This is a genomic window from Campylobacter massiliensis, assembly GCF_014253065.1.
In the GTDB taxonomy this organism is placed as follows: domain Bacteria; phylum Campylobacterota; class Campylobacteria; order Campylobacterales; family Campylobacteraceae; genus Campylobacter_A; species Campylobacter_A massiliensis.
In genome coordinates this window covers 152,074-177,093 of record NZ_JACLZK010000002.1, presented here as the reverse complement: position 1 = coordinate 177,093, position 25,020 = coordinate 152,074, and the positions used below count along the sequence as shown (strand labels likewise).

The following is a 25,020-nucleotide window of genomic DNA, read 5'->3' as shown; positions in this document are numbered from 1 at the left end:
ATTTTATCCAAGAACAAAAAGAGATATTATATCTTGGAGAGATTTTAAGGGTTACGAAGCGAAAAATAGGCGTAGGCTGGACAAGCCAGTCCGCCAAGCCGATTTTTCGCGAGTTCCGTTAAAAGCTCCAGAGAAACAACTACGCAAAAAAGTCGCCAAATTTCGCACGCCAAACTCGCGGCAAAGAGTTTTTGAGCAAATTTAAATGTTTTTTATCAAATTTTGTCAAAAAACCGTAAATTTTTTACAAAAATGCGTTATATCTTGAGATGATTTTTGAAGTCGCGACGTAAAAATAAAACGGAGCGGACTGGTTGTCCGTGAGTATTTATTTTTACTAGCCCTTCAAAAAGCGTCCAAGAGATAACGTCATAAAATCACTTAAGAGCTTCGAGTCTAACCGCGACCGAACGCTTATGCGCTCCGAGCCCCTCGGCATCGGCTAGCTTCATGCACGCATTTCCTAGCTCGCTTATACCTTTTGCGTTTAGCGAGATGAGCGAAGTGCGCTTCATAAAATTTTCAACCCCGAGCGGCGAGTAAAATCTCGCGCTACCGCCTGTGGGCAGCGTATGATTGGGTCCGGCTAGATAGTCGCCCATCGCTTCAGGCGTAAAATGCCCGATAAATATCGCGCCGGCGTGCCTGATCTGCCTAGCTAGCTCCATCGCGTCGTTTGTCGCGATCTCTAGGTGCTCGGGCGCTAGCTCGTTAGTCAGCCTCACGCACTCATCAAGGTCGCTAGCTACGATGATAGCGCCCTTTTTATCGATGCTAACCTGCGCGATCGGCTGCCTGGCTAGAGTCTTGATCTCCTCGTTTATATGCCTTTGCACCGCCGCGCCGAAGGCTTGGTTGGGCGTGATGAGCACGGCACTGGCCATCTCGTCGTGCTCAGCCTGCGAGAGTAGATCCACGGCGATGTGGCGAGGGTCTGCGCTCTCGTCGGCGATGACGCAGATCTCGCTAGGGCCCGCGATCATATCGATATTTACTTCGCCGTAGACGAGCTTTTTAGCCGTCGCGACGTATATGTTGCCAGGACCCGTGATGACGTCGGTTTTTTTGATCGTTTGCGTGCCGTAGGCCATCGCCGCAACCGCCGACGCACCACCGACTTTATAGGCTTCCTTAATGCCGCAGATATGCATGGCGGCTAGAAGCAGCGTATTTACCTTGCCCCCGACGGCAGGCGTGCAGACTGCGATCTCTCCAACTCCCGCAACTAGAGCCGGGACCGCGTTCATGAGAAGCGAGCTAGGATAGGCGGCCTTGCCTCCTGGGATATATAGTCCCGCGCGGTCTAGCGGAGTGTACTTGGCGCCTAGCAAAACGCCGTGTTCGTCGTGCTCCATCCAGGTTTTTGGCAGACTTTTTTCGTGGTAGCTTTTTATGCGCTCAAAGGCTAAATTTAATGCGTTTCGCAGGCAGCTATCTATGCCGTCATACGCCTTTTGCATCTCGTCGGTGCCGATTTTTAAGCTATTTGCGTCGGGTTTCCAGCGGTCGAATTTCTCTATCTGCTCAAAAAGCGCCTCGTCACCTCTAGCCCGCACATCCTCAAGTATCTGCGAAACGGCGGGCATAACCGCGCTCATATCGCCGTTTGAGCGGTTTACCAAAGTGGCGAAATAGTCCTTAAAATTTTCGTTGCTAGTGAGTAAAAATTTCATCTCGTCTCCTTAAATTTTCTTTCATATCTTAGTTTTTGACTGATGTTTCCGAGCGCGCCGCCTTGATGGATGTATAAAATCTCGTTTTTAAACGCGCCCAGGTTTGCCATAATCGTTAAAAAGCCGACCGGATCGTAAATGAGCTCAAATTCTATCCCCGTTTGCTCGCATACTTCGCGCCAAATTTGATAAAGCTCAAGCTTTAAATCGCCGAAATGATATTTTTTGGGCGACGGTAAAATGCGAACCTTTGAGTTTGGCGTCAGCGCCTCGATCTCGCTTTTTAGGTAGTCTGCATCGCCCACGCAAGGGCAGGTATAGACGTCAAATTTGACGTGCTTAGCCAAAAACGCCGCCGACGTGCCGGTACCTGAGGGCAAAAATATATCCACGGTTTTGCCCTCCGCCTCCGCCCAGCGCTCTATCTGCCTAGCCTGCGAGATAAAGCCCGCCTCCGCCTGCGGCTGCCAAACGCCCTCGTTTATAAAAAGCGAATCGCCGATGAAGCAATCCTGCGCGGCGGGTAAATTTGAGCTTGTTTGGTCTGCAGGTTTTTCAAAATTTGAGTTTTTATGGCTTATGCATTTGCTGAATTTTACGCCCGCGAGCTCCATTTGTTCGTCAAATTTGCTCAAATTTAACCCGCCGGAGTCTTTTAAATTTGACCCGTTTTCGCTGCGATTGTTCGTCAAATTTACCGCCTCGCCGCCGCAAATCTCGCTCTCTTTTAGCCCGGCTAGCTCATAAGCTAAAGCCCTAGCTCGCGTCCGCCTATCTTTATCTACATATATTTTCATCCCGTTTTCAAGAGCGAATTTAAAATTTCCGATCGGATTTGCCGCTAAATTTGAGTTTAAATTTGAAACTACGTAGTGAAACTCGAAGCCCTTTATCTTTGCAAAAACGCTTAGGCTATACATCGCGTTTGACTGGCTTGAGCCGTAGCTAACGATGCGCTTTATACCGCCAAGACCAGCGTGCAGGAAATGCTCTAGCTTTCTAGCTTTATTGCCGTTAAATTCGCCGTCCATCAGATCGTCGCGAAGTACGTAAAACTCGAGTCCGTTAAATTTAGTCTTTTGAATACTTTTGATTTTGCCGCTCCAAGAGATCTTGCATCTCTTTCATCGACTCTTTGTCCGAGATCGAAAATTTGATCTCGATGCGCCTTGAGGCGTCGGGGTCTTCTTTGCCGTTTTTCATCACCAGATCGCTAAAACTGCGCCCGCTAGCAATGAGATAGTGCTCTAGGCGCTTATCCTTGTTCCACGAGTAGATAAAATCTAGCACCGAATACGCTCGCTTTTGCGACAGATCAAGGTTGTACATGTAGCTACCTACGGAGTTGGTATGCCCCTCGATCACGATCCTATCGATGTGTTTTGCGATCTCTTCACTGTTTAGTATCGCCTCAAAATAAGTCTGCAAAATTTCCTTTAGGCGCTCTTTTGCCTCATTTCTTAGCTCGTATGAACCCGTGTCAAAAAGTATAGACTCAGGCAGCGACACGACGCCCGAGCTTGGATCTATGCTGACCTTGTTTCCAAGCTTAGCGCGTAAATTTGAGATGACGTTTGAGCGAAGCGAGCTGATGTCTTTTATCTTGTCTTTTGTCTTATTAAAATCCTCTTCGAGCGCGGCATATCTTGAGACTTCATCGCCGTATTTTGCATTTAGCTCGTTTAGCGCCTCCTCTTTTTGCGCTAAAATTTGCCCTAGCTGGAGCACTCTATCCTGTAAATCCGCGATAGTTTTGTTTGCGTCGTTTAGGTTTATCTCGTAGGTTTGGGTTAGATTCGTGAGTTCGTTTTTCTCTTTTTTTACGCCTTCAAGCATCTCGTTTACGAGCCTGTTTATATCGGCAAGCTCTTTATTTTCGCTCTTTGCGCGGTCCAAATTTGAAAAAATTTCTTTTATGACGTTTTCTTTGCGCGCAAGCTCGCTTTGAGATGAAACGATTTGCTTTTCGCGCTCGCTCAAATCTTTTTGCAGTTTTGCCAAATCGCTTTGGCTAAGGACGTATTTTACGACGACGGCGCCGATGATGAGCATAAAAACAAACATCAGCCCGGCCATCAGGTCCGCATACGATATCCAAAAGGTCTGGTCGCCGCTTTTGCCCTCGTTACGCGTTTTCATCTAGTATACTCGCCTTTTCGATGGTTTGCAATATCTCGTTTGCCTCTTTGTCGAGCTCGTCGATGTCTTGCTTTAGTCCTTCAATGAGCGCGCTACTATCTTCGTAAACTTCGCCGGCTTCGGCGTCAAAAGCCTTTTTAAACGCCTGCACGCCCTCGATCAGGCTCTCTTTAAAGCCCTCCATCGCTAGCTTTTGTTTTTCTAAAATTTCGCCGCTAAATTTAGAAAGCGACTCGCTAAAAATTTTGATGTTATACTCAAGCTCGCCCACGCTCTTTTCTAGCCTTGCCATGCGCTCGCCGCCCACGTCGTATAGACGGTTGTACTGCTCGGCAAATTTTAACTGCATATCTTTGATGTTGCCGTTAAATTTATTGATAACGTTTAAGATTTCGGCATGGACCTTGATCAAATCTTTTTGATCTTTTGATGATTTTAGCAGCGTATTCATCGTTTGTTTGATGTGCTCGCCGCTTAGTTTTACAGCCTCTTCCTCGTTTTTCAAGATATTTGTAAAAGTTTTAAATTTAGCCTCGATAGTCTTATCCAGTTCCTCAAAGAACTCGGCGTTACTAACGTGCTCAAATATCACTCCAATCTTCTCAAAGTGTCTTAAATTCTCTTGCAAATACCTTCTATCAAGCTCCTCTTTCGTCCAGAAAAAGTCGCTCGTAGCGTTTTTTTGCCTTCTTACCAGCGTTTCAAATTTGCTCGTTCCGTATTTTTCAAAAAATATCCACCAAAGCGCTAGAAAAATACCGTAAATAGAGACGTAAAACGCAGTCGCAACGCCGCTAAGAAGGGTCGAAATTTCAGCCTCAAGCTCCATCGTATTTGATGAGTTAAACTCCGGCATAGAAACCGCGATACTAATAAACGTTCCTAAGATGCCCAGCATCGGAAAGATACCCGCACCCACGGAAGCAAAATTTTCGTTACGTAAATTTCTAGTATAGTAGGCGACAAATTCGTCAAATCCGGCGTTTGACTTCGTATCTTTGCCGATAACTAAAAGATGTTTGATGATGTATTCTTTTAGATTTCGCTTAAAATCAGCTCCGCTTTGCTCAAAATAACAACAAGCAAGCTCGGCGCTATTTTTAGCAAAGATTAACGAGATCACCCAAATAACGCCCATCATAACGACCGTGTGTAGGCCGATCTGGAAATTTATATATCCAAAATACCCAAGAAGCGCGACGAGATATATCGCCGTCGGCAAAAATACGATTTTCGCATAAACGAAAAATGACCGCCTGCTTTTTACTTCAGGCAGCGCCAAATCGGTGAAATTATCGCTTCTCGCTTCTTTTTTGGGTTCCATTATGGGCCTTAATTTCTATTTAAGCAGTTTAAATCTTCAAATGCGGTTAGCAGGCGTTTTACCATCGACTCCTCGCCGCTTCGTAGCCATTTACGCGGATCGTAGTATTTTTTGTTAGGCTTATCGTCGCCTTCGGGGTTGCCGATTTGACCTTGCAGATAGGCTCTATTTTTGAGCTCATACGCTCTCACGCCGTCCCAAAATGCCCACTGCGTATCGGTGTCGATGTTCATTTTTACCACGCCGTAGCTGACGGCATCTTTGATATCCTTTAGCTCGCTACCGCTACCGCCGTGAAATACGAAATTTACTGGTTTATCGGTTGTAGTTTGAAATTTATCCGCGACGTATGCTTGCGAGTTTTTCAAAATTTCCGGTCGCAACACGACGTTGCCCGGCTTATACACGCCGTGAACGTTACCAAAGCTAGCCGCTATACTAAATCTATCGCTGATTTTACTTAGTCGCTCGTATGCCTGCGCGACGTCTTCAGGCTGCGTATAAAGAAGCGCGTTATCAACGCCCGTATTATCCACGCCGTCCTCTTCGCCGCCGGTTACGCCAAGCTCGATCTCTAAGCTAATGCCAAGCTCGCTAAGCTCTTTTAGATACTTCTCGCAGGTGCTTAGATTTTCCTCCAAGCTCTCCTCGCTAAGATCGAGCATATGCGAGCTAAAAAGCGGCACGCCGTGAGCTTTTTTGTACTCGCGGCTAAATTTAACCAGCTCGTCGATCCACGGTAGTAGCTTTCTAGCTGCGTGATCGGTGTGTAGGATCACGGGCACGCCGTAAGCCTTGGCTAGCAAGTGCACGTGTTGCGCGCCCGCTACCGCGCCTAGTACGTCGGCATTCCCGCAAGCTTTGCCGGCGTAAAAGCCGGCCCCGCCGTTACTAAACTGGATGATAACGGGTGAGTTAGCCGTTTTCGCCGCTTCTAAAACAGCATTTACCGAGTCGCTTCCGACCACGTTTACCGCAGGCACGGCAAAGCCCTGCTCCTTTGCGTATTTATATAGCCTAGTTACGTCATCGCCGCTTAAAACGCCGGCTTTTACTACGTCTAAAACACCCATTTTATCGACCTTATTTATATTCTACTTTAGCTTTTGCGCGAAGCTCGTCGCCTCTTTTCCTGATATCGTTTCTAAATTTCTCCATCTTTAGGTTGCCCTCGATTTGAGGTTTAACCTCGTTTAGACCTACGGTACCGGCAGCTTTGCTATCCTCTTTTAGGATTACGTGGTAGCCGAAATTTGATTTAACAGGTTTTTGAGTTATCTCGCCTTTTTTAAGAGCAAATGCAGCGTCCGCGAAAGGTTTTACCATTTGAGATTGGCCAAACCATCCTAGTTCGCCGCCGTTAGCTGCAGAACCTTGATCGGTAGATTTAGATTTTGCTAGCTCTTCGAATTTTTTAACCAGCTCGTCGCCTTTTAGACCTTTTAGCGCAGCTATTATGTCGTTTGCGTCTTTTTCAGTAGCCACTAGGATATGTTTGGCTCTTACTTGTGCAGGCACGGCAAATTCGGCTTTATTTTTGTTATAAAAGTCGCTGATCTCGCCTTCGCTAACTTTGATATTATCAAAAATTCTCTTCATCCAAAGATCAAGCGCGAGGTTGTTTTTTAGCTCTTCAAGCGCAGCTTTGTATTCGTCGGTTTTTTCTAGTCCGCTCTTTTTAGCCTCGTCTAGAAGTAGTTTTCTGTTGATAGTCTCGTCGATCACTTTTTTTTGAGTGTCTTTAGGTAGTTGCTCTAGTGTTACGCCAGGCATAGCAGCAAGCGTGAAAGCCACGTCTTTATCGGTTATGGCAGTTCCGTTTACGGTGGCGTACTCCGCCGCGTTTAGGCTTAGAGCCGCAGCCAAACTAAGAGATGCGAATAAAATTTTATTCATCTTTGTTCCTTAAATTTAGATTTTTGCGAGGGTGATTATAGCAGGAAAGTCATTAAATATAAGTTATAATTCATCGAAAATTTAAATAAAAACGGCTAAAATCGACACTATGAGAACAAAAAAAGATATAAACGCTATCAAAAATTTATTTTTAGAAAATTTCAAAGACGCGGGCAGCGAGCTTAAATTTCAGGGCCTCTACGAGCTGCTCGTGTGCGTGATGCTAAGCGCTCAGTGCACCGATAAGCGCGTAAATTTGATCACGCCATCGCTTTTTGAAGCATACCCAGACGTAGCAAGCCTAGCTCAGGCAAATCTAGCTAGCGTAAAAGCGCTCATAAATTCCTGTAGCTTTTTTAATAACAAAGCCGAAAATTTAATCAAGATGGCAAAGAGCGTGATGAGCGAATTTGGCGGCGAGATACCAACGACCGAAAAGGAGCTGATGAGTCTAGCTGGGGTGGGTCAAAAGACTGCTCACGTCGTGCTGATCGAGCATTTCGGATCAAATTTGATGGCGGTGGATACGCACGTCTTTCGCGTGGCGCATAGGCTTGGCCTTAGCCGAGGCAAGACGCCCGAAGCTGTCGAGCTTGATCTAACCAAAGCCTTTAAAACACAGCTAAACACGCTTCATCAAGCGATGGTGCTTTTTGGCCGCTACACCTGTAAGGCGATCAAGCCAAACTGCAAGGGGTGCTTTTTAAACGAGCTGTGCAGCAGCAAGGATAAGAAATTTCCTTAATCGCCGAAAAAATTTTTCTTTGAGAGATACGGGTATTGCAGCTGCGACGAGCCGTCTTCGTCTATCAATTTTAACGCCTCGCCGAATGTGCCTTGCTCTACAAGCTCGCTATTTAAAATCGTATGCTTTGAAATAGCTTCAATAAAGCGCTGAAAATCGCTCCGCGAAATAAAATGCCCGCCGAGGACAAATATCGGTTCCGAAGTTTTGCGATCATAAAATTTAATACTACTTTTATCGACAATCGTCCACTCTTTTCTTATGACAAATTTAATGTCAGCGTATAAAAACTCTAAATTTTTACTATTTTTCTGCACGACGATGCTATTTTCCGTCAAAAACACTTTATCTATGCGAAATATTGCAAACGTCTCAAGCAAAAACATAAAAATAGCAATTCCGAAAACAATAAAATAAAGAGTCTTTACCTCGAAAACAAGGTCATCAGCAGTCGCAATCGCATAAAAAACCAAAGCAGCGCAAGGCAAAAGTATGATCATTATTGAGATTAAATTATTTTTGGCGTATCTTGCGTCCAAACAAAAAATGTAGTTATCTTTTTGCAAATTTGTCCTTAAAATTTTAAAAATGCCTTTGGCTAAATAAAATTTTTAACATTTTCAAGATGCGGGTCTCGGCGAGTAAAATTTGAAGCCGAATTTACAAATTTGGTAAAAGTTGGCCTCAAATTTGGATTAGAAACGACGAGGCGAAGTATCTTGCGATGAATTTAAATGTTGCGACGAAATTTTTGACCGAAGATAGAACATATAGTTCATCGAGGGAGAAAATTTCTAGCTCATTTAAAGGCGCGCAAGAGACGAGCCTTTCACGCTACTGAAGCCTAGCGACAATGTTTCTAACTACTTCCGCTATCATCTCCACCGACGCTATCTCGCAGTGCTCGTTCACGGAGTGAGGCGAGTGGATGTTTGGACCTATGGAGCAGGCTTGCAGCTCGGGCTGTTTTGCAACCAGTACGCCGCACTCAAGACCAGCGTGCACGGCGGCAAATTTAGCCTGCGGCTTTTGTTTTTGCAGTTCCTCAAGTACGAGATGCGCGAAGTCGCTGATGCACGGCGCCCAGTTCGCCGAGCGATCGGTTACTCTCACGTCAAAGCCCAGCGCGCTAGCCAGCGTAGCGGTCTCAAAGCCCAGATTTTCGAGCCCCTCGCGCTTCATCGCGCGCGCGAAAAAGTCAAACTCGATCACTTCGCCCTTTTGCTTGACGGTCGATAGATTTATGCTTTCGTTTACCATGCCAAGCTGCGTGTCGTAGCTGCGCACGCCCTGGGCAAAGGAGTTAATTAGCGCCAAAATTTTACCGCTGTTTGCCAGCACGTCCGCTTCGCCCTCGCCTAGGCTCTTTACCCACGCTAGTCCGCGCTGCGCCGGCTCATGCGCACAGATCGCCTTGCACACGGCGTTTGCGGGGATCGAGTTGCTCCTCTCGCCAAAATCCAGACTAATAAGCTCGCAGCCCTCCTCGGCGAGGAATTTCGCTAGCAGCTTCGTCGCGTTTGGGATATTTTTGTGTATCTCGTTGCCCGAGTGCCCACCGCTAAGCCCGGTGACGCCGATCTCGTAAATTTTACCGCTCTTTTTGATGGTCTGCGCGCCGATTTTTGCGCTCACGTTTATGCCGCCGGCGCATCCCAGCGTCACGCGGTCGTCCTCTTCGCTGTCTAAATTTAGCAAATTTGGCGATAAAATTTTACCCTTAAAGGCGTTTGCGCCCACGAGCCCGACCTCTTCGTCGTTGGTAAATAGGCACTCTAAATTCGCAAACTCCCTCATTGCGCCCATCATCATAGCCACGCCGATACCGTCATCAGCGCCTAGAGTCGAATTTTTGGCTCTTAGGATGCCGTCCTCTTCGATGAGCTCTAAATTCGGCGCCGCGCCCACGCAGACCATGTCGTAGTGGCTTTGCAGGCAAATTTTAGGCTCGCCCTTTACGGCGTGGATATTGCCCGCCTCATCGACGTTCACACTAAAGCCCAGGCAGCGCGCAAAATCCGCTAAAAACTCCCTCATCTGCTCCGTTTCGCAGCTGCAGTGGGGTATCTCGCACAGCCTCTTAAAATCGTTCATAACCTCGTTTTTTTGCATGTTTGCTCCTTAAATTTACTTAACTATCTCGCCCGTGTAGCCCGTCGTCGCCACCGCATCTAGCAGCTGCTTCTCGCTCACGCCGTCTTTCGTCTCGACGCGAGCGGTTTTATCGTGCAGACTAGCCTTGGCGCTGATGACGCCATCTACCTTTAGTAGGGCTTTTCGCACCATCGCCGTACACAGCGGACAGTGCATCCCCTCGACTTTGATGACAAAATTTTGATTTGCAAACGCCATGCTTGCAAGCAGTAAAATAGATAGAATTTTATTCATAAATTTTTCCTAAAACTTCGGGGTATGATAGCAGAATAATCACAAAAACAGCTAAAAAAACGTAGATGAAAATCCACTTTTTGCGGCGATTTGCGAGGTCGCAGGATTTTGGTTTTTTGAAAAAATAAAACGCGCTCGCCGCAAAACAGATCGAGGCAAGTGCGGTAAAATAGGGCCTCAGCTCGGTTAAGCTCTCTATAGCCTCCGAGCTTAGCAGGCTAAATGAAGCGCCGAAAATCAAAAACAAAAGCGCGGGTAGGCAGCAAAGAGTCGCCGCCAGCGCGCTCGCAACCGACGCCAGAGCTAGCCAAAAGCCCTTCATTTGAGCTCTTGCGACTTGTAGTCGTAGCTAAATTCTTTAGGCGAGTAGTAATTTAGCACGTTGTCGTCCACTTCGCCGTAAGGATAGCCGAAGTTATTTAGCGGAAATTCCGCAGGCTTTGGCGATAGGACAAAGTCGCGCGCGTCGTTAAAGCCGATCCAGCACATCTCCCAGTTGCCGAACAAAAACTCGCGGACTTTGGCGAGCTTGCTGTCGTCGTTGCTTAGCTTCTCGCCTAGGCGCACCTTCGCGACGTCTGCGGGATCGACCGGTATCCAGCCGTAGCCTTTTAGATAAAATTCCGCCCTGCAGTGCTGACCACCAGAGATCGCTGCGAGCCCCTTCTCGTCGGCCTTTCCCATCTCGTTTGAAAATCTGCTCTGCCCTACCCTGATACCGAAAATCTCGCGTGCAGGGATACCCACGGCGCGGCAGAGTCCCACAAATACGGAGTTTATGTCGGTGCATTTGCCCACCAACTTGCCGCTTTCAAGGATCGCTTTTACGTCGCCCGTGCCGCAGCCTAGGATGCTGTTATCGCGCTGCATAGTGTTTGCCACCCACGTGTAGATCGCCTTTGCGCGCTCCAGATCGCCTTTTACGCCTTTAGTGATCTCCTCTGCTTTTTGCTTTACGATGCCGTCATTTGGGATGTGCTGAGTAGGTTTTAGGTAAAATTCCGTCTCAGAGCTTAGCTTTTCGTTCGGGTTAAATTTGACCTTGCTAAAGTCGGTGTTTCGCTCGAAGGTCTCGACTCTAAATTTAACGCTAAGCGTCGGCTTTGCCACCTCGGCGTAGTCCACGTAAAGCGTCGGGATCGCGTCGTAGTTCACCGACGGATTAGCGAAATTACCGTCAAATTTGACGTCGCTCACGCTCTGATACTCCCTGATGAACGGCAGCGGTATCCACAGCCTGGTTTTCTTGCCAGCCTCTAAAATTTCGTGATTTAGAGTTACGTCAAAAACCCTCTTGTTGCCCATGGCCTTGCTCTCTCCAAAAACGGTGCTCGGAGTTGCCATAACGGCGCCTAAAATCGCAGTGTTTCTTAAAAAATCGCGTCTTTGCATGAAATGCCTTGTATAAATAATAGTTGCCCCGCAACTCTTGGGCGGTATTTTACTAAGAAAGGCTAAATTTGGCTTTAAACAGCGGTATTTTCGCGAGTTGTTTGGGCGTAGCCAAATTTGGATAGTTTTTAAATTTTACCGGCCGAGACCTGTATCGCGAAAACGCTAAATTTGATTTGGTTAAATTTGGTGTTATGAAGATATTTGGGTTGCGCCATATTTGCAATTACAAGCAAAACTAAAGAGCTGCTTTTCTCTTTTCTTCGGGAGAGGAAGGGGGTTCTACTTACGAAGCGTCGCCCCTTCCTCTCCCATGCCCTCTCCAACCCCACTGCACGTTAGAGGTTGCTGCACTGCGTGCAGATCTAAATTTGGCGCTGCCGCATCGAAAATTTAAATTTGAGTTTTTAGAGTGCTGGTCTCGGCGAATAAAATTTGTAAATTTGACTTCAAATTTGACCGCAAAGCATCAAGGCGAAGTATTTTGAGATAGATTTGAATGTTGTGCGGAAATTTTCGTCCCAAGGCTAGACAGATAGTCTGCCGCAGGGCGAAAATTTCAAACTCATTCAAAGGCGCTCACGAGACGAGCCGTTATTTAAAAGCAACAAACGTCGCAAAATTCGCCCATCTAAACATACACTCCACATTTCTAAACCCCGCGCTAAGCGCCAAATTTCTATTTTCCGCTTCAGTGTATGGTATGAGCACGTTTTCTAGCGCCTCGCGTTTTTGCGCGATTTCGTAGCGCGAGTAGCCTTGTTCGAGCTTGTATTTTTCGTAAATTTCGATCATATTTTTGCTTAGCGTCTTGTCTTCAAAAATGAGCTTTTCGCTAAAAACAAACACGCCGCCGTCATTTAGCGCGCGGTAAATTTTAGCTACGAAATCCTGACGCTTAGGCGGGCGGATAAACTGTAGCGTGTAGTTCATCAAAACGGCGCCCTGCGCGTCAAATTCGCACTCTAAAATGTCCGCTAGCTCAAGCTCGATCCTAGCGCCGTAGGCCTCTATCTTGGCGCGCGCGTTTTGCAGCATCGCAGGCGCGTTATCTACGCCTTTTAGCGCGAGATCGTTTCTCTTGCGCCAAAGAGCTAGCAGCGTCGAGGCGGTCGAGCAGCCAAGGTCTACCGCGCTTGCGCCTTGCGGTAAAATTTGCGCTAAAAAATCGGCGATCAGCTTTTGCGAAGCCGCGTAATACGGCACCGAGCGCCCGATCATATCGTCAAACACCGACGCCACGCTCGCGTCAAATTCAAACTGCTTTTTTATCGGCTCTTTAAAGATTTCGTCCTTCACGGCTCGCTCCTTTGAGGCACACCATCGCCCACGACGTAGAGATCGCACACGCCGACGAACTCCATCGCCTGCTTGATGTCGGTCCCGATCTGCCCCTTTAGCTCCTCTAGACTTTCAAATTTGCGGTTGTCGCGCAGTCGCTTGATAAAGCAAACCGCGACGTCGCGGGTGCCCTCGATATTTTCGTTTAGCACGTGCGTCTCGACGCTAAAGTTGCCGTCCGTGCTCACGCGGTTGCCGATAAAGGTAACCGAGCCGTAGGTCTTATATCCGATACGAGTCCTCGTAGCATAGACGCCCTCGCGCGGCAAAAGATAGCTTTTGATATCCAAATTTAGCGTCGGCACGAGCTCGCGCGACCCGATGCCTTGTCCTTTTATCACGCAGCCTTCGATCGAGTACTCGCGGCCTAGTAGGCGGTTTGCCTTGTAGATCTCGCCTTGTTTGATATACTCGCGTATGGCAGAGCTGTGCACGCCCATACAGTCAAAGCAAACCTCGTCTACTACGACCACCTCGCCGTCAAAAATGCGCCGCAAATCATGCTTGTCCCACGCTCTGTTTCGCCCGAAACGAAAGTCGAATCCCACGACGATTTTTTGCAGATTTTTAAAATCCCGCTTCAAAAGCGCGATAAACTCCTCGCCGCTAAGGCCCTTTATCTCATTAAAATCATACAAAAAACACGGATAGCGAGAGTATTCGGCGCGCTTTAGGCCGGGCGTGATGTTGGCCTTGTTTTTATCGATCACGACCAGCCCGCCGTACTCGCCCAGCTGCTTTAAAAGCTGCTTGTGGCCGCGATGCACGCCGTCAAAGTGCCCGATCGCGACGGCCGTGATATTATCTTTTGTTAAAAGCGTAGAAAAATTCGGCATTTCCTTCCTTTCCTTTTACCTCGCATTCGAGCGTTTGGCGCATTATCCAGCCTAAATTTGCCGCTGCAAGCTCAAATTTAGCCCTCGCCTCGCGTACGGCTTTTGCGTCCGTTACGACGCCTTTTTTATTTCGCTTAGCCGTTCTGCCGACCTCAAACTGCGGCTTAAAAAGCAAGATAATATCGCAGTTTTTGCCAGCTAGCGCGTCGATAGAGGGCAAAATCTCTTTAAGCGAGATAAAGCTTACGTCGCAGGTGATGAGATCAAATTTACGTGCGGCGTTTTTAGCGGCGCTGGAGTCAAATTTGGCGTTTTGAGTTTTTGCAGCTAAATCTACGCTAGCCGAATTTGACTCATCCATCTTAACGCCAATCTGCGTTAAATTTGACGGAGCAAAAGCTGGTTCGCTTGGTTCATTTAAAAATCCGTCTTGCTCGGCAAAATTTAATTTGCCGGGATTAAAATTCGGCTCGATTTGGTTTTTTAAATTTTGCTCCGCGTCGTCAAATTTACCGTCTGAGAGCGAGTTTTGAAACCCTGCTGCAAACTCGCGCACGTCGGTATTTTCGGCTACTATCACGCGCGAATCGGTTCGCAAACTTTTATCCAGCTGCGAGCTGCCCACATCTAGCGCCATAACGCTTTTTATGCCGTTTTGCAGCAAAATTTGCACGAATCCGCCCGTGCTCGATCCGACGTCTAGGGCGTTTTTGCCTTTGACTTCTAGCGGATAAGCCGCTAAAAAGCTTTTTAACTTTAGCGCGCCGCGTCCGACGTAGATTTCGCCGACGAGCTCGATCTTTGCGCCGTTTGAGTTTAAATTTAGCTCGCCGTTACGAGCTTTTTCGCACGCAGTCTCGGGGGCGTCCGCTAAATTTACGCCACGTAAATTTTTAGTTTCCGCTACCGCGCCCTTTTTGGCGCCGCCATTTTTGCCATCACTCAAATTTACGCTTACCGTAACGTCTAAATTTAGTCCGTCCGTGCCGTCAAATTTATCAAATTCGCCCACCTCAAAGCTGGGCTTGGAGCAAATTTTTCCATTTAGTAAAATTTTTCCGCTCTTTATGAGCTCGGCGGCTTTGTTTCGGCTGATATTTAGGCGGCTTGCGACAAATAGATCAAATCTCAATCATCCGCCTTAGCTCATCTTCAGTTATCGCCGCGACGCCTAGCTCACGCGCTTTCTCCAGCTTGCTGCCCGCCTCCTCGCCGTAAAGCACGAAGTCGGTTTTTTTGCTCACCGAGCCGCTTACTTTCGCGCCGTTTGCTTCCAAAACCCTTTTAAATTCATCCCTGCCCTTACTAAGCGTGCCCGTTATCACAAACGTTTTACCGCTTATCGCGCTTTGCTTTGTCTCGTAAATTTGCGCTTGCGGGCTAACAAAACGTAAAATTTCGTCCAAATTTTGCCTATTTACCTGCATAAACTCCGCGTAACTCTCAGCCATCGCCTCGCCGAATCCCTCTATCGCGGCGACTTCGCCAAAGCTTAGCTCGCGCCAGTTTTGCGGATAAATTTGCGCTATCTTTTTGGCCGCTACCTCGCCGATATGCTCGATGCCAAGGCTCGCTATAAAGCTGTGCAGAGTCGGCGTGCGGCTAGCCTCGATGGCACCGAGCAGATTTGCGATTTTTTTATCCTTAAAGCCTTCTAACCGCGCCAAATCCTGCGCCGTAAGCTCGTAAATGTCGGCGATTTTGGCGACTAAGCCGGCTTCAAAAAGCTGATTTACGATCGCATCGCCAAGACCGTCGATATTTAGGCACTTTTTGCTCGCAAAATGTATGAGCGAATTTATCACGCGGGCCTTGCACTCGAGGTTTTGACACTTGACAAAAACACCCTCGTCTAGCAGCATCGATCCGCACACGGGGCACTCGCGCGGCCGCTCTATCGGAGTCTGCGAGCCGTCTCTGCGCTGTTTAAAGACGCCCGTGATCTTTGGTATCACGTCACCCGAGCGGATAATGCTGATAAAATCGCCCTTTTGCACGCCTAGGCGCTCGATCTCGTCGAAGTTATGCAGCGTGGCGGACTTTACTATCGCGCCGTCGATATTTACGGGCTCAAGCACGCCTACTGGAGTCACGACGCCGCTGCGTCCGACCTGAAACGCGACGTCAAGTAGCCGCGTGGTCTTTTCGATCGCGGGAAATTTATACGCGACCATAAATTTAGGAAATTTCTCCGTGTAGCCAAGCTCCTCGCTAGCCTCTATGTTCTGCACGCGCACCACCAGTCCGTCCATCATAAAAGGCTTGCTATCTCGCTGCGCTACGAGCTGTTTATACGCTTCCTCGATCTGCTCTGCACTGCGGCAAATTTTAAAAAACTCCTCGCGCTCAAAGCCCTGCGAATAGATAAAATCCATCATCTGCGAGTAGGTTTCAAGGCCCAAATTTTGCTCGCCGTAGCCCCAGGGCTTAAACCTCAGCCTGCGCGACGCCGTCACTGCGCTATCTAGCTGGCGCAGGCTGCCGGCGGCCGCATTTCTAGGATTTGATAGCTGCGGCTCGCCCCTTTGCGCGCGGGTGAAATTTATCTCGTCAAAGTCGTTTTTAGCGATCACTACTTCGCCGCGGATCTCGATCCTGCCGTTATAGGCGATTTGTAGCGGGATATTTTTGATGACTTTTGCGTTGCTTGTTACGTCCTCGCCCGTTATGCCGTCGCCGCGCGTGATAGCTCGCACGAGAGCGCCGTTTTCGTAGAGTAAATTTAAGCTCGCGCCGTCAAATTTAGGCTGAAGCGCAAACTCCAGCCCCTCTTTGTCGCCGCGCTTTAGCCACGCTAGCAGCTCATCAAAACTAAAAATATCCTCCATCGACCACATTCGAGCGCCGTGGCGAGCCTTGACAAAGCCCTCGCTAACCTCGCCGCCGACGCGCTTTGTCGGGCTAAACATCGAGATATCGCCGGGGTTTGTTCTCTCAAATTCCAGCACTTTATGATAAAGCTCGTCGTACTCCTCGTCGGTGGCTATGGGCGCGTCGTCGGTGTAGTAGGCCTTTGCCCACGCATTTAGCGTATCTACGGCATCTAAATACTCTTTTTTATCCATTTTTCCTCGTTAAATTTGCTTTGCTTACCACGCCGCGAGCTTTCTCATCGCGTTTTCCAGCCTAAACATCTGCGCGTGTTCGGCCACGTCGTGCGTGCGGATGATCTGCGCGCCGTTTCTAAAGGCCTCCAGATGTAGATAGAGGCTGCCCGGCAAGCGGTCTTTTATCTCGCTAGGACTATAAAAATTTATGACCGATTTGCGGCTAGCGCCCGCCAAGATCGGCAAACCGAAGCGCAAAAAATGCTCTAAATTTTTTATCAAAATCATATTTTGCTCCGCCGTCTTGCCAAAGCCGATACCCACGTCTAGCACGATATCGCGGCATCCAAGATCCTGCGCCGCGGCGATCTTGGCATCAAAAAACGCGTCTATCTCGCCTAGCAAATCATGATAATGCGGGTTATCCTGCATATTTTCGGGGCTATTTTGCATGTGCATGAGACAGTAGCTCGCGCCGTAACGCGCCGCTAGAGCGCAGAGGCTAACGTCGCCCGTGATATCGTTTATCATCTTAAAGCCGTGATTTAGCGCGTACTCTAGGCAATACGCATCAAAGCTATCTAGGCTAAATATCGCCTTTTCGTGCAAATTTAGGCGGTAAATTTCGGCGAGTATCTTTTCCAGCCTGGCAAACTCGACCTCGCGTCCGACATATTTGCTACCGGGCCGTGAGCTAACCGCGCCCACGTCGATATACTCGGCCCCCTGCTCGATCATCTCTTCGATGCGTGCTATACCGCTTTTTTCGTTCACGCGGCTTGCGGCGTTAAAGCTATCTTCATTTACGTTTACGACGCCCATTATCTGCGCGCGCTGCGGTTTTTTAAACGGAGATTTTAAAAATTTGGCCAAATTTTTTAGTCCGAAATCCTGAGCGGACTCTTTTTTGGCAAGTGCAAGAACTTGCACGTCGGTAGCCATTAAAAGCGCGACCGAATTTGCGCCGCCCAGAATCACGTCGCGGTTAGTTACGAGCTCCGCGCCCACGCTTAGCGCATCTTGCTTTAGGATATTGGCAGCCGGCGAGCGCAAATCTTTAATCAAAAAAAAGTTGATCGCCGACTTTTTTTTCATCAAATTTCGCCCCTCGTCGCTAGGACGGATAATCTCGCAAATCTCGTTAAAGTCGGTCTGCGGATTTATTTTAAAAATTTTCATCTAAGCCCTTTTTCGTAAATCATAAGAAGTATCGGCGTAAGAAGCGCGTGGCTTTTGGTATTTAGCTCGGCTAAGCGCACGGCTTTGAAAAAATACTCAAGCTCTTCAGCGCTAAATTTGACCCCCTGCTTCGTAGCCTCCAGAGCTATGGTGGCGATTAGCTCTTTTAGGTCGTTTTTGCCGAGCTTTTCGGAGCGCTCGAGCGCTGATTTTTCATCGATAAACGCGCAAATTTCTTTTAGCTCCAGACGTTTGTAATCTAGCCCCGTTTTTTCGCGCTGCTTTTTTTCGAGTCTGTTTTCGGTAACTAGGCGCGAGCGAACGGTCGGCAGGAGCATATTTTTCGACTCGCAGGCTATGATAAAAAAGATATTTTTAGGCGGTTCTTCGATGATTTTTAGTAGAGAATTTTGAGCCTCGACGCGGAAATTTTTAGCGCCTAAAACCAGCAGTTTGGGCTCGCTCTCGGCGATATAGGCCTCGGCGGCGACCTCTTTTGCATTTTCTAGTAAAAAGTCCTCGGCGAAAAAAAATCTAACCGAATTTAAGCCGTAAAGCCCTAAAATTTCCTCTTTTAAGGCTTCAAAATCGCTCGTGATTACGATTTTGCTTCGCATAGACTAAAGCGTTACTTTCGCAAATAAAGCAGCGTCTATGCTCTTATCAAAGAGCCTAAACAGCGACAAAAGCTTGATATCTAGCGCGCCGTCGGAGGAGCTTAGATAAAAGCTATTTTGCGCCTGCTCGTCAAAAAGCCACATGTAGCTATCGTCCTTGCCTTTGGCGATCTGCGAGCTTTTTTCCGCGCTTTTGCCGACGTAAAAAAACACGTAACCGTTTGGAAAAGCAAGGCTAAGCATGTCTAAAAGCAGCGATACTTCCTCTTTTGAACCGATATTTTCAAAAGACGGATAAAGCGCCTTTAACGAGAAAAAAGGCAGCACCGGGCGAGCGTTCGTAGGTTTGTTTATATTTTTTAAAAAATACTCCTCAAACCAGCCGCGCTCGCTATCGGTTATCAAGATAAACGCGCGCCCTTCGAGTAAAAATTTAAGCTTCGAGGCGAGCAAGGGCGTCCACTCGGTGCGCCTCTCCTCCATCCAGCTCATCAGCGAGCCCTCCTCGCGGATCGCCTCGAGCGTCCATTTTATAAAATCGCTCATTTATCGAGTTTATAAGCTTCGTGTAGTGCGCGAACGGCTAGCTCGCCGTATTTTTGATCGACGATCATTGATATTTTTATCTCGCTAGTCGAGATCATTTGGATATTTATACCTTCGTTTGCTAGCGTTTGAAACGCCAAGGACGCCACTCCGGTGTGGCTTTTCATACCTACGCCCACGACCGAGACCTTAACTATCTCGTCGTTGTATAAAATTTCCCTCGACGCGCTTAGTTTATCCATGCACTCTTTTGCGACGTGAAGCTCGTTTTGCGGTATAGTAAAGCCTAAATTCGTCGTGCCGTCCTGGCCTACGTTTTGGATTATCATATCTACGTTTATGTTTTTTTCTGCAAGCGCGGTGAAAATTTCAGCCGCGATGCCCGGCTTATCGACCACGCCTCTTAAAGTTACTCTAGCTTGGTTTTTATCTAGCGCGATACCGCTTACTAGTACTGCTTCCATACTCTCTTCCTTTGTTATTAGTGTTCCTTCGTTGTGATTAAAGCTGCTTCTGGTGACTAAATTTACGTTTAGTTTTTTAGCTAGTTCGACCGAGCGGTTTTGCAGCACTTTTGCGCCTAGGCTCGCAAGCTCTAGCATCTCGTCGTAGCTGATTTTATCTAGCTTTTTGGCCTTTGGCTCTATGCGAGGATCAGTAGTATAAACTCCGTCCACGTCGGTGTAAATCTCACAAAGATCGGCATCCAGCGCACCCGCGATCGCCACGGCGCTAAGGTCGCTACCGCCGCGTCCCAAAGTCGTCACGTCGCCCTTTTCGTCTATACCCTGAAAGCCCGCTACTACGATGATCTTGCCCGCCTTTAGCTCCTCTTTCATACGCTTAGTATCTATCGCCTCGATCCTAGCCTTAGTATGCACGCTATCGGTGATGATGCCAGCTAGCCTACCGCTTAGACCAACTGCGGGATAGCCTAAATTTATCAGCGCTATCGTTAAAAGCGCGCAGGTAACGCGCTCGCCGGAGCTAAGCAACATATCCATCGCCACGCCGTCGGGGTCTTTGGTATAGTGCGAGGCATAGTCTACTAGCTGATTAGTCACGCCGCTCATCGCCGAAACCACGACTACGACGTCCGCACCGCTTTTTTTAGTCTCTATGACTCTCGCGGCGACGTTTTCTATCCTCTCAAGCGTCCCAACGCTCGTGCCGCCGTATTTTTGGACGATTAACATTAAATAAATCCTTTCTCTTTAAAGTAGCCGATAACCTTACCGTAGATCGGCTTTTTGAAGTGGTTTACGTCGCTCAAAACCTCGCTTGAGTTTATAAATCTATATTCGTCAAATTCGGGCTTTTTAGTGTTTATATTTATTTTCGCGCTAGGCCTTAGCCGCACCAAAAAATACTTTTGCGTCTGCCCGTCAAAGTTATAAAATTTCCTACTCGTCGTACCCTCAGGGAAGTCGTAGCTAAGCCACTGAGGATACTCGCTAAGCACGTCCACGTCGTCCGTGCCTATCTCCTCTTTGAGCTCTCTTTTTAGCGCCTCGCGCGGCGTCTCGCCCTCGTCTATGCCGCCCTGCGGGAACTGCCAGATACCCGTCATATCGCACCTTTGCGCGATAAATATCCTACAATCAAACGGATAAGAGGGCGCAAGTATGACCGCAGCGACGTTTGGTCTATATTTCTTTTCCATCTTTTTTTCCGAGAATTTTTAATTGTGGATTTTAACGAAAAATAGTTAAGATATAGCTAAATATCGCGAGGTTAGCGGAAAAATTTGACGCTTAGGCTTAAAATTTTTATTTAAATTTTTAAACTACGAATTTTACTTTTTGAGGCGCGGTAAAATTTGCGCGTTTTGCTTGGTTATCCGTCAAATTTTACTGCCCTGCTCGTCAAATTTAAGCCGCCTATTTTAACTCCAGTATCGCCCGCACCTCTTCGTCGGTAAACAGACTCGCGCTTTCGTGCTTTTTGCGTTCAAGCGCGGCTTTGGGCTCGGCGCGCGGCGTCAAATTTTGCCCAGACTCGTTAAAATCAAACAACGCAGCCTGCGCAGAATCATCCGAAACGGCCGTTTTTGCGGCTTGGTTTGAGGTAGCCGTTTTGCCAAACGAAGCCGTTTGAGTAGCTCCGCCAAAGATAGAAGCTTCTTGCACAGCGGTAGTTTGCGTGCTCTCAACTAGAACCGCGGTTTTAGGCGCTTCGCTCAAAGAGCCGGTTTGCAAAATCGCCTCTTTCTCGCGGCTGCCGTCTCGATACGGCGTAGCGTTATGCATTTCTTGCAAATTTTGCTCCTGCACGTAAGCGATTTTTTGCTCGCTCTTAGGCATTAAATTTGTCTCAAATTTGGCGTCGTCAATCGCCTGGCGCGCATTTTCAAATTTAACGTTTTCGTCAAATTTAACCGCCGTAGCCTCGCCGCTCTCGTTAAATTTATCATCCTGCAAAAACAAAGTTCCGTCCGATAAAAGCTCGTCCCGCTCGTCTCGGCGCGCAAAAAGCTCGCTTACGTTGATAGCGTCTGCGTTGTCGCCGTTTTCTCCGCCCGGCGCCTCCTCCTTTACGCTCTGCCCGAGCTCCTCGATGCCCGTTATACGAAGGCTTGGCATCACGGCTTTAAAGCTTTGCAAAATCGGCAAAAAAGAGCCGTCAAATCCATCTAAAATCACTCGCATATTTAGCCTTTTTCAGTTTTTTGGAGCGATTTTATCAAATTTATCTTTTGAGCCGTTTTAAGCTCATCCAAAAGCCGCTTATAACGAAAAACAAAACCGATGCCGAAGCTAAACAAAATATAAATTTACCGATCTCGCCCAAAAAATATCCCGAATGCAAGCTTAAAACCGCTTTATGAATCGCAAAAGGCCTGGGCATCGAGCTTTTGGCGTCGTCAAACCTCGCATGCCTAGTAATTTGCCCCTTGGCGGCGTTTATCGTCATCGTATTTACCTTATCGTCCTCTTCCAGTCCTTTGTCAAAGTAAAATATCATAAAATTTTCGCCGTCTTCTTGCGTGATGACGTTAAAAAGCTCGTAATTCTCTCTATCTCGTTTAAAAATATCTATCGCGGCCTCTAAATTTGCTATCTTGCCCTCATCCTCCAGCGAAAATCCTCGCACCTGCGTAAAGCTCTTTTTTCTGAAAATTTCCTTTTCGCCAAGCGCGTTATTTACGAGTTTTGCCGCCCAGTCGTACGACCAGTAAAGCCCAGTGACGCTCATAAAAGCCAAAAATAAACAAAGATAAACGCCCGCAAATCCGTGCAGGCTGTACAAAAACGCATAGCCTTTGGCCTTTATTTTTAAAGTAAACGCGCGCATAAATTTAGTTTTAAAACTAGGATAATAGATTATCAATCCAGATATAACCAAGATAACCAAAGCGATAGAGCAAACCGCAACGATATGCTTGCCTATAAGCCGTAGCGTCTCGTTTTCGCTAAGCCCAAAGCCTAAGTTGATATGCAAATTTAGCATTAGTCCGATAAATTTATCGCCGAAATTTTCACCCGTTATCTCGCCCGTGTATTGATTTACGAAATACGACTTAAACTCGCCTTTAGCATTCGTGCCAGATACGCCTAGAGCGTGATTTACGTCAGAATTAGTCTTGTAGTAGCTAAGCGTAAAATTTGGTTCCTTAGCTTTAAAAATATCTAAAATTTCTCTCGCGCTAAGCTCTTTTTCGCCTCGTTCGACGAAGGTTTTTTGCGAGTTTGCAAGGTCGATAATCTCGTCGTGATAGGATATGACCGCACCGCTAAGAGCGACGATAAGCAGCGGCACAATACAGGCTAGGCTTAAAATCGAATGGACGTTAAACCAAAATTTCTTTTTCTTTAAAAACGGCATCTTTCTCCTTAAATTTAAACTCGAATTTTAAAAACCGGTAGCAGAGCGGCGATCACTACGCACCGCCCCGCTCAAATACGGCTAAATTTAAAAATTTACATTAAATCCGAGTCTATATTTAATCCCGTCGGCGATCAAAATTTCATAGCGTCCAGATTTCGTCGTTACGTATTCGTTAAAGATATTATAAACGCTAAAATTTACGCTCGCATTTTTAGTTAGTTTGTAGCTTGCGCCCGCGTCAAATAGCGTATAATCCTTTATCTCCTCGTCACCCGGTAGGCCGTAAACGGCTCTGGTTTTGCCCAGATAGTTCATCTGCGTCCAGAAATTTAGATCAGGCGTCATATCATAGTCAAGCCCTATTTTTACGGTATGTACGGGTAGATTGTTTAGAGATTTGCCCTCGTACGCGCCAGATTTTTGCTTTGATTTAGTATAAACGTAGCTTGAGTGCAGGGCTAAATTTGATAGGATCTGCCAGTCTGAGGCGAGCTCGACGCCCTTTACTTCGGCTTTGCCGATATTTACGCTCTCCCAGATACCGCGCCTATAGGCCTTGCCGTTATGCACGCAAGGAACGCCAGGACGCGCGACGCAAACGGGTTTCGTACCTAGACCGTCTTTTATCCGCGTATAAAACGCCATCGCCGAGACGTTAAGGCTCTCGTCCCCGTACGCGATGCCGGCCTCGTAGTTTAGGCTGGATTCGGGTTTTAGGTCGCTTTTACCCAGCTGCGCTCCCATACCGCCGGCAAAAGGCAGAGCAAGCCCGTCGGTTCGCATCTTGATATCAGGCGTCGAGTAGCCTGCCGATACGCCGCCTTTTAACGATAAATTTTCGCTTAGATGATACACGGCATATCCGCGCGGAGATACGTGTCCGCCGTAGTCTTTGTCGTGATTATACCTTAGACCCGCAGTTAGCGTGAGCGCGTCGGTTACGTCAAAATCATCCTCGCCGTAGAGCGAAAAATCATATCTCTTTACGTTTGCGGCGTCGGCCGTCGTTGCCTTTTCGTTTAGCCTTTCTCTTCTGTATTCAGCCCCCAGACTTAGCGTGTTGTTATCAAAAAAATACGTTCCCCTGGTATTTAGCGTCGTCGTTTTTAGCGTGAGGTCTTGCTGACCGCTTTCTTTCATATTATCGTGCATTAAAAAGCTTTCAAGCAGCAGTTTGTCGTATTTGCCCGTATGCGAGAGCGAGGCGGTATATCCGCTCATCTTCTCAAAAGCCACGCTCGTGTTATCGCTAGCCGTGCGGTTTAGCGTCTTGCCCTCGGTGCGCTCGTATTTATTTACTACGCGGCGTAGGTCCAGCGCTATTTCGTCGTTTTCAGTGGCGTTATACATTATTTTCGCGCCAAAATTTACGTCCTCGTTTTTGCGGTTCGTAAAGGCTCGCTCATCTTCAAATTTATGAAAATACCGCCCGTAAAGCGCGATGCCTAGCACGTCCGGGATCACTGCGCCGTTTGCGTAAAATCCCGCCTGATAGTCGTCGTTTATCCCGCTTTTGCCCGCAAGCGTGTAGTAGCCGTTTACGTTACCGCTAAATTCGTTTGAAAAGCCCTTGGTGATGATGTTTATGACGCCTCCCATCGCATCCGAGCCGTATAGCGAGCTCATCGGCCCTCGCACGATTTCGATACGCTCGATCGTGTTTGCGGGCGGAAGGAAATTTTGAGCGCTACCGACCGCGCGAAGCCCCCTATATGCGCTATCGCTGGTCGCAGGGCGGCCGTCTATTAAAATTTTAGTGTATTTTTGCCCAAGGCCTCTCATCGTGATACCGCGTCTGCTAGCCGCCCCCAGCGTCGCGCCGAAAACGCCCGGAGCGTCTTTTACGATACTTTCTATATCTTGATGATTGCGCTTAGCTACCTCTTTTTGCGAGATTACCGAAACGGAGGCTGGCGCGTCTTTGATATTTTGCTCAAAACCCGTCGCGCTAGTTACGGTAACTTCGTTTAGTTTTACTTCATCGGCCGCCTGCGCGCAAGATAGCGCTAGGCAAGCTAGCATAGAAATTTTAGGCATACTTTTCATCTTTAAACTCCTTATTTAAATTT

Annotated in this window: 24 protein-coding genes and 1 pseudogene; 1 reads left to right on the top strand and 24 read right to left on the bottom strand. The window is 47.6% G+C overall.

Annotated elements, in window-relative coordinates:
* Positions 1–377: 377 nt before the first annotated feature.
* The 6 genes from hisD to H7R39_RS07440 are packed head-to-tail and all read right to left on the bottom strand — an operon-like array spanning position 378 to position 7,032.
* A complete protein-coding gene (gene hisD / locus H7R39_RS07465; RefSeq protein ID WP_185898659.1) occupies positions 378–1,673 on the bottom strand; it encodes a histidinol dehydrogenase in 1,296 nt (431 codons plus the stop codon).
* Positions 1,670–2,704 (bottom strand): 1-aminocyclopropane-1-carboxylate deaminase, encoded by a 1,035-nt coding sequence (locus H7R39_RS07460; protein WP_185898658.1) that lies wholly within the window; start codon positions 2,702–2,704, stop codon positions 1,670–1,672. Before H7R39_RS07460 ends, hisD begins: the two co-directional genes overlap by 4 nt.
* Positions 2,705–2,744: 40 nt before the next feature.
* A complete protein-coding gene (locus H7R39_RS07455; RefSeq protein WP_185898657.1) occupies positions 2,745–3,812 on the bottom strand; it encodes an OmpA family protein in 1,068 nt (355 codons plus the stop codon).
* Complete coding sequence (locus H7R39_RS07450; protein ID WP_185898656.1) at positions 3,799–5,136, bottom strand: MotA/TolQ/ExbB proton channel family protein; 1,338 nt, start codon at positions 5,134–5,136, stop codon at positions 3,799–3,801. Before H7R39_RS07450 ends, H7R39_RS07455 begins: the two co-directional genes overlap by 14 nt.
* A gap of 8 nt (positions 5,137–5,144) precedes the next feature.
* A complete protein-coding gene (gene fbaA, locus H7R39_RS07445; protein WP_185898655.1) occupies positions 5,145–6,209 on the bottom strand; it encodes a class II fructose-bisphosphate aldolase in 1,065 nt (354 codons plus the stop codon).
* A 10-nt stretch (positions 6,210–6,219) separates the two neighbouring features.
* Positions 6,220–7,032 (bottom strand): peptidylprolyl isomerase, encoded by an 813-nt coding sequence (locus tag H7R39_RS07440; RefSeq protein ID WP_185898654.1) that lies wholly within the window; start codon positions 7,030–7,032, stop codon positions 6,220–6,222.
* Between the two features lie 109 nt (positions 7,033–7,141).
* On the opposite strand from H7R39_RS07440, the gene nth reads away from it, so the two are divergent.
* Complete coding sequence (gene nth, locus H7R39_RS07435) at positions 7,142–7,777, top strand: endonuclease III (protein ID WP_185898653.1); 636 nt, start codon at positions 7,142–7,144, stop codon at positions 7,775–7,777.
* Here nth and H7R39_RS07430 read toward each other — a convergent pair.
* From H7R39_RS07430 to H7R39_RS07350, 18 genes and pseudogenes are all read right to left on the bottom strand, one after another.
* Positions 7,774–8,343 carry a hypothetical protein gene (locus H7R39_RS07430; RefSeq protein WP_185898652.1) on the bottom strand — a complete coding sequence of 190 codons (570 nt, stop codon included), beginning with the start codon at positions 8,341–8,343 and terminating at the stop codon, positions 7,774–7,776. The two genes, nth and H7R39_RS07430, sit on opposite strands and share 4 nt — an antisense overlap.
* Before the next feature lie 268 nt (positions 8,344–8,611).
* Positions 8,612–9,889, bottom strand: a complete 1,278-nt coding sequence (locus tag H7R39_RS07425) for a M20/M25/M40 family metallo-hydrolase (protein WP_185898651.1) — start codon at positions 9,887–9,889, stop codon at positions 8,612–8,614.
* Positions 9,890–9,904: 15 nt separating this feature from the next.
* The gene (locus H7R39_RS07420; RefSeq protein WP_122867530.1) at positions 9,905–10,165 is read right to left on the bottom strand and encodes a heavy-metal-associated domain-containing protein; all 261 of its coding nucleotides are present in this window, start codon (positions 10,163–10,165) and stop codon (positions 9,905–9,907) included.
* Positions 10,158–10,487, bottom strand: a complete 330-nt coding sequence (locus H7R39_RS07415; protein WP_185898650.1) for an aryl sulfotransferase — start codon at positions 10,485–10,487, stop codon at positions 10,158–10,160. The genes H7R39_RS07420 and H7R39_RS07415 overlap by 8 nt, the downstream gene beginning before the upstream one ends.
* The gene (locus H7R39_RS07410; protein ID WP_185898649.1) at positions 10,484–11,557 is read right to left on the bottom strand and encodes a transglutaminase-like domain-containing protein; all 1,074 of its coding nucleotides are present in this window, start codon (positions 11,555–11,557) and stop codon (positions 10,484–10,486) included. The genes H7R39_RS07415 and H7R39_RS07410 overlap by 4 nt, the downstream gene beginning before the upstream one ends.
* 594 nt (positions 11,558–12,151) lie before the next feature.
* Positions 12,152–12,856, bottom strand: coding sequence for a carboxy-S-adenosyl-L-methionine synthase CmoA (cmoA, locus tag H7R39_RS07405; protein WP_185898648.1), 705 nt, complete (start codon positions 12,854–12,856; stop codon positions 12,152–12,154).
* Positions 12,853–13,734: a bifunctional riboflavin kinase/FAD synthetase gene (locus tag H7R39_RS07400; protein WP_185898647.1), complete on the bottom strand. Its 882-nt coding sequence runs from the start codon at positions 13,732–13,734 to the stop codon at positions 12,853–12,855. The genes cmoA and H7R39_RS07400 overlap by 4 nt, the downstream gene beginning before the upstream one ends.
* Entirely contained in the window at positions 13,700–14,746 is a 1,047-nt protein-coding gene (locus H7R39_RS07395) for an SAM-dependent methyltransferase (RefSeq protein WP_407644571.1), read from the bottom strand. Before H7R39_RS07395 ends, H7R39_RS07400 begins: the two co-directional genes overlap by 35 nt.
* Before the next feature lie 45 nt (positions 14,747–14,791).
* A pseudogene (locus tag H7R39_RS11635) lies at positions 14,792–14,866 on the bottom strand (23S rRNA (cytidine-2'-O)-methyltransferase TlyA); the annotation flags it as partial.
* Positions 14,856–16,799 carry an NAD-dependent DNA ligase LigA gene (gene ligA, locus H7R39_RS07390; RefSeq protein WP_185898645.1) on the bottom strand — a complete coding sequence of 648 codons (1,944 nt, stop codon included), beginning with the start codon at positions 16,797–16,799 and terminating at the stop codon, positions 14,856–14,858. The pseudogene H7R39_RS11635 and the gene ligA, both read right to left, overlap by 11 nt.
* Before the next feature lie 24 nt (positions 16,800–16,823).
* Positions 16,824–17,960, bottom strand: a complete 1,137-nt coding sequence (gene folP, locus H7R39_RS07385) for a dihydropteroate synthase (protein WP_185898644.1) — start codon at positions 17,958–17,960, stop codon at positions 16,824–16,826.
* Positions 17,957–18,577 (bottom strand): DNA polymerase III subunit delta', encoded by a 621-nt coding sequence (locus H7R39_RS07380; RefSeq protein WP_185898643.1) that lies wholly within the window; start codon positions 18,575–18,577, stop codon positions 17,957–17,959. The genes folP and H7R39_RS07380 overlap by 4 nt, the downstream gene beginning before the upstream one ends.
* Before the next feature lie 3 nt (positions 18,578–18,580).
* Complete coding sequence (locus tag H7R39_RS07375; RefSeq protein WP_009495895.1) at positions 18,581–19,123, bottom strand: HobA family DNA replication regulator; 543 nt, start codon at positions 19,121–19,123, stop codon at positions 18,581–18,583.
* Positions 19,120–20,319 (bottom strand): aspartate kinase, encoded by a 1,200-nt coding sequence (locus H7R39_RS07370; RefSeq protein WP_185898642.1) that lies wholly within the window; start codon positions 20,317–20,319, stop codon positions 19,120–19,122. Before H7R39_RS07370 ends, H7R39_RS07375 begins: the two co-directional genes overlap by 4 nt.
* Entirely contained in the window at positions 20,319–20,786 is a 468-nt protein-coding gene (locus H7R39_RS07365; RefSeq protein ID WP_122862193.1) for an RNA pyrophosphohydrolase, read from the bottom strand. The genes H7R39_RS07370 and H7R39_RS07365 overlap by 1 nt, the downstream gene beginning before the upstream one ends.
* A gap of 217 nt (positions 20,787–21,003) precedes the next feature.
* Positions 21,004–21,771: a hypothetical protein gene (locus H7R39_RS07360; protein WP_185898641.1), complete on the bottom strand. Its 768-nt coding sequence runs from the start codon at positions 21,769–21,771 to the stop codon at positions 21,004–21,006.
* Positions 21,772–21,811: 40 nt separating this feature from the next.
* Entirely contained in the window at positions 21,812–22,948 is a 1,137-nt protein-coding gene (locus H7R39_RS07355) for a PepSY-associated TM helix domain-containing protein (protein ID WP_185898640.1), read from the bottom strand.
* Between the two features lie 87 nt (positions 22,949–23,035).
* Positions 23,036–24,997: a TonB-dependent receptor domain-containing protein gene (locus H7R39_RS07350; protein WP_185898639.1), complete on the bottom strand. Its 1,962-nt coding sequence runs from the start codon at positions 24,995–24,997 to the stop codon at positions 23,036–23,038.
* Positions 24,998–25,020 lie beyond the last annotated feature (23 nt).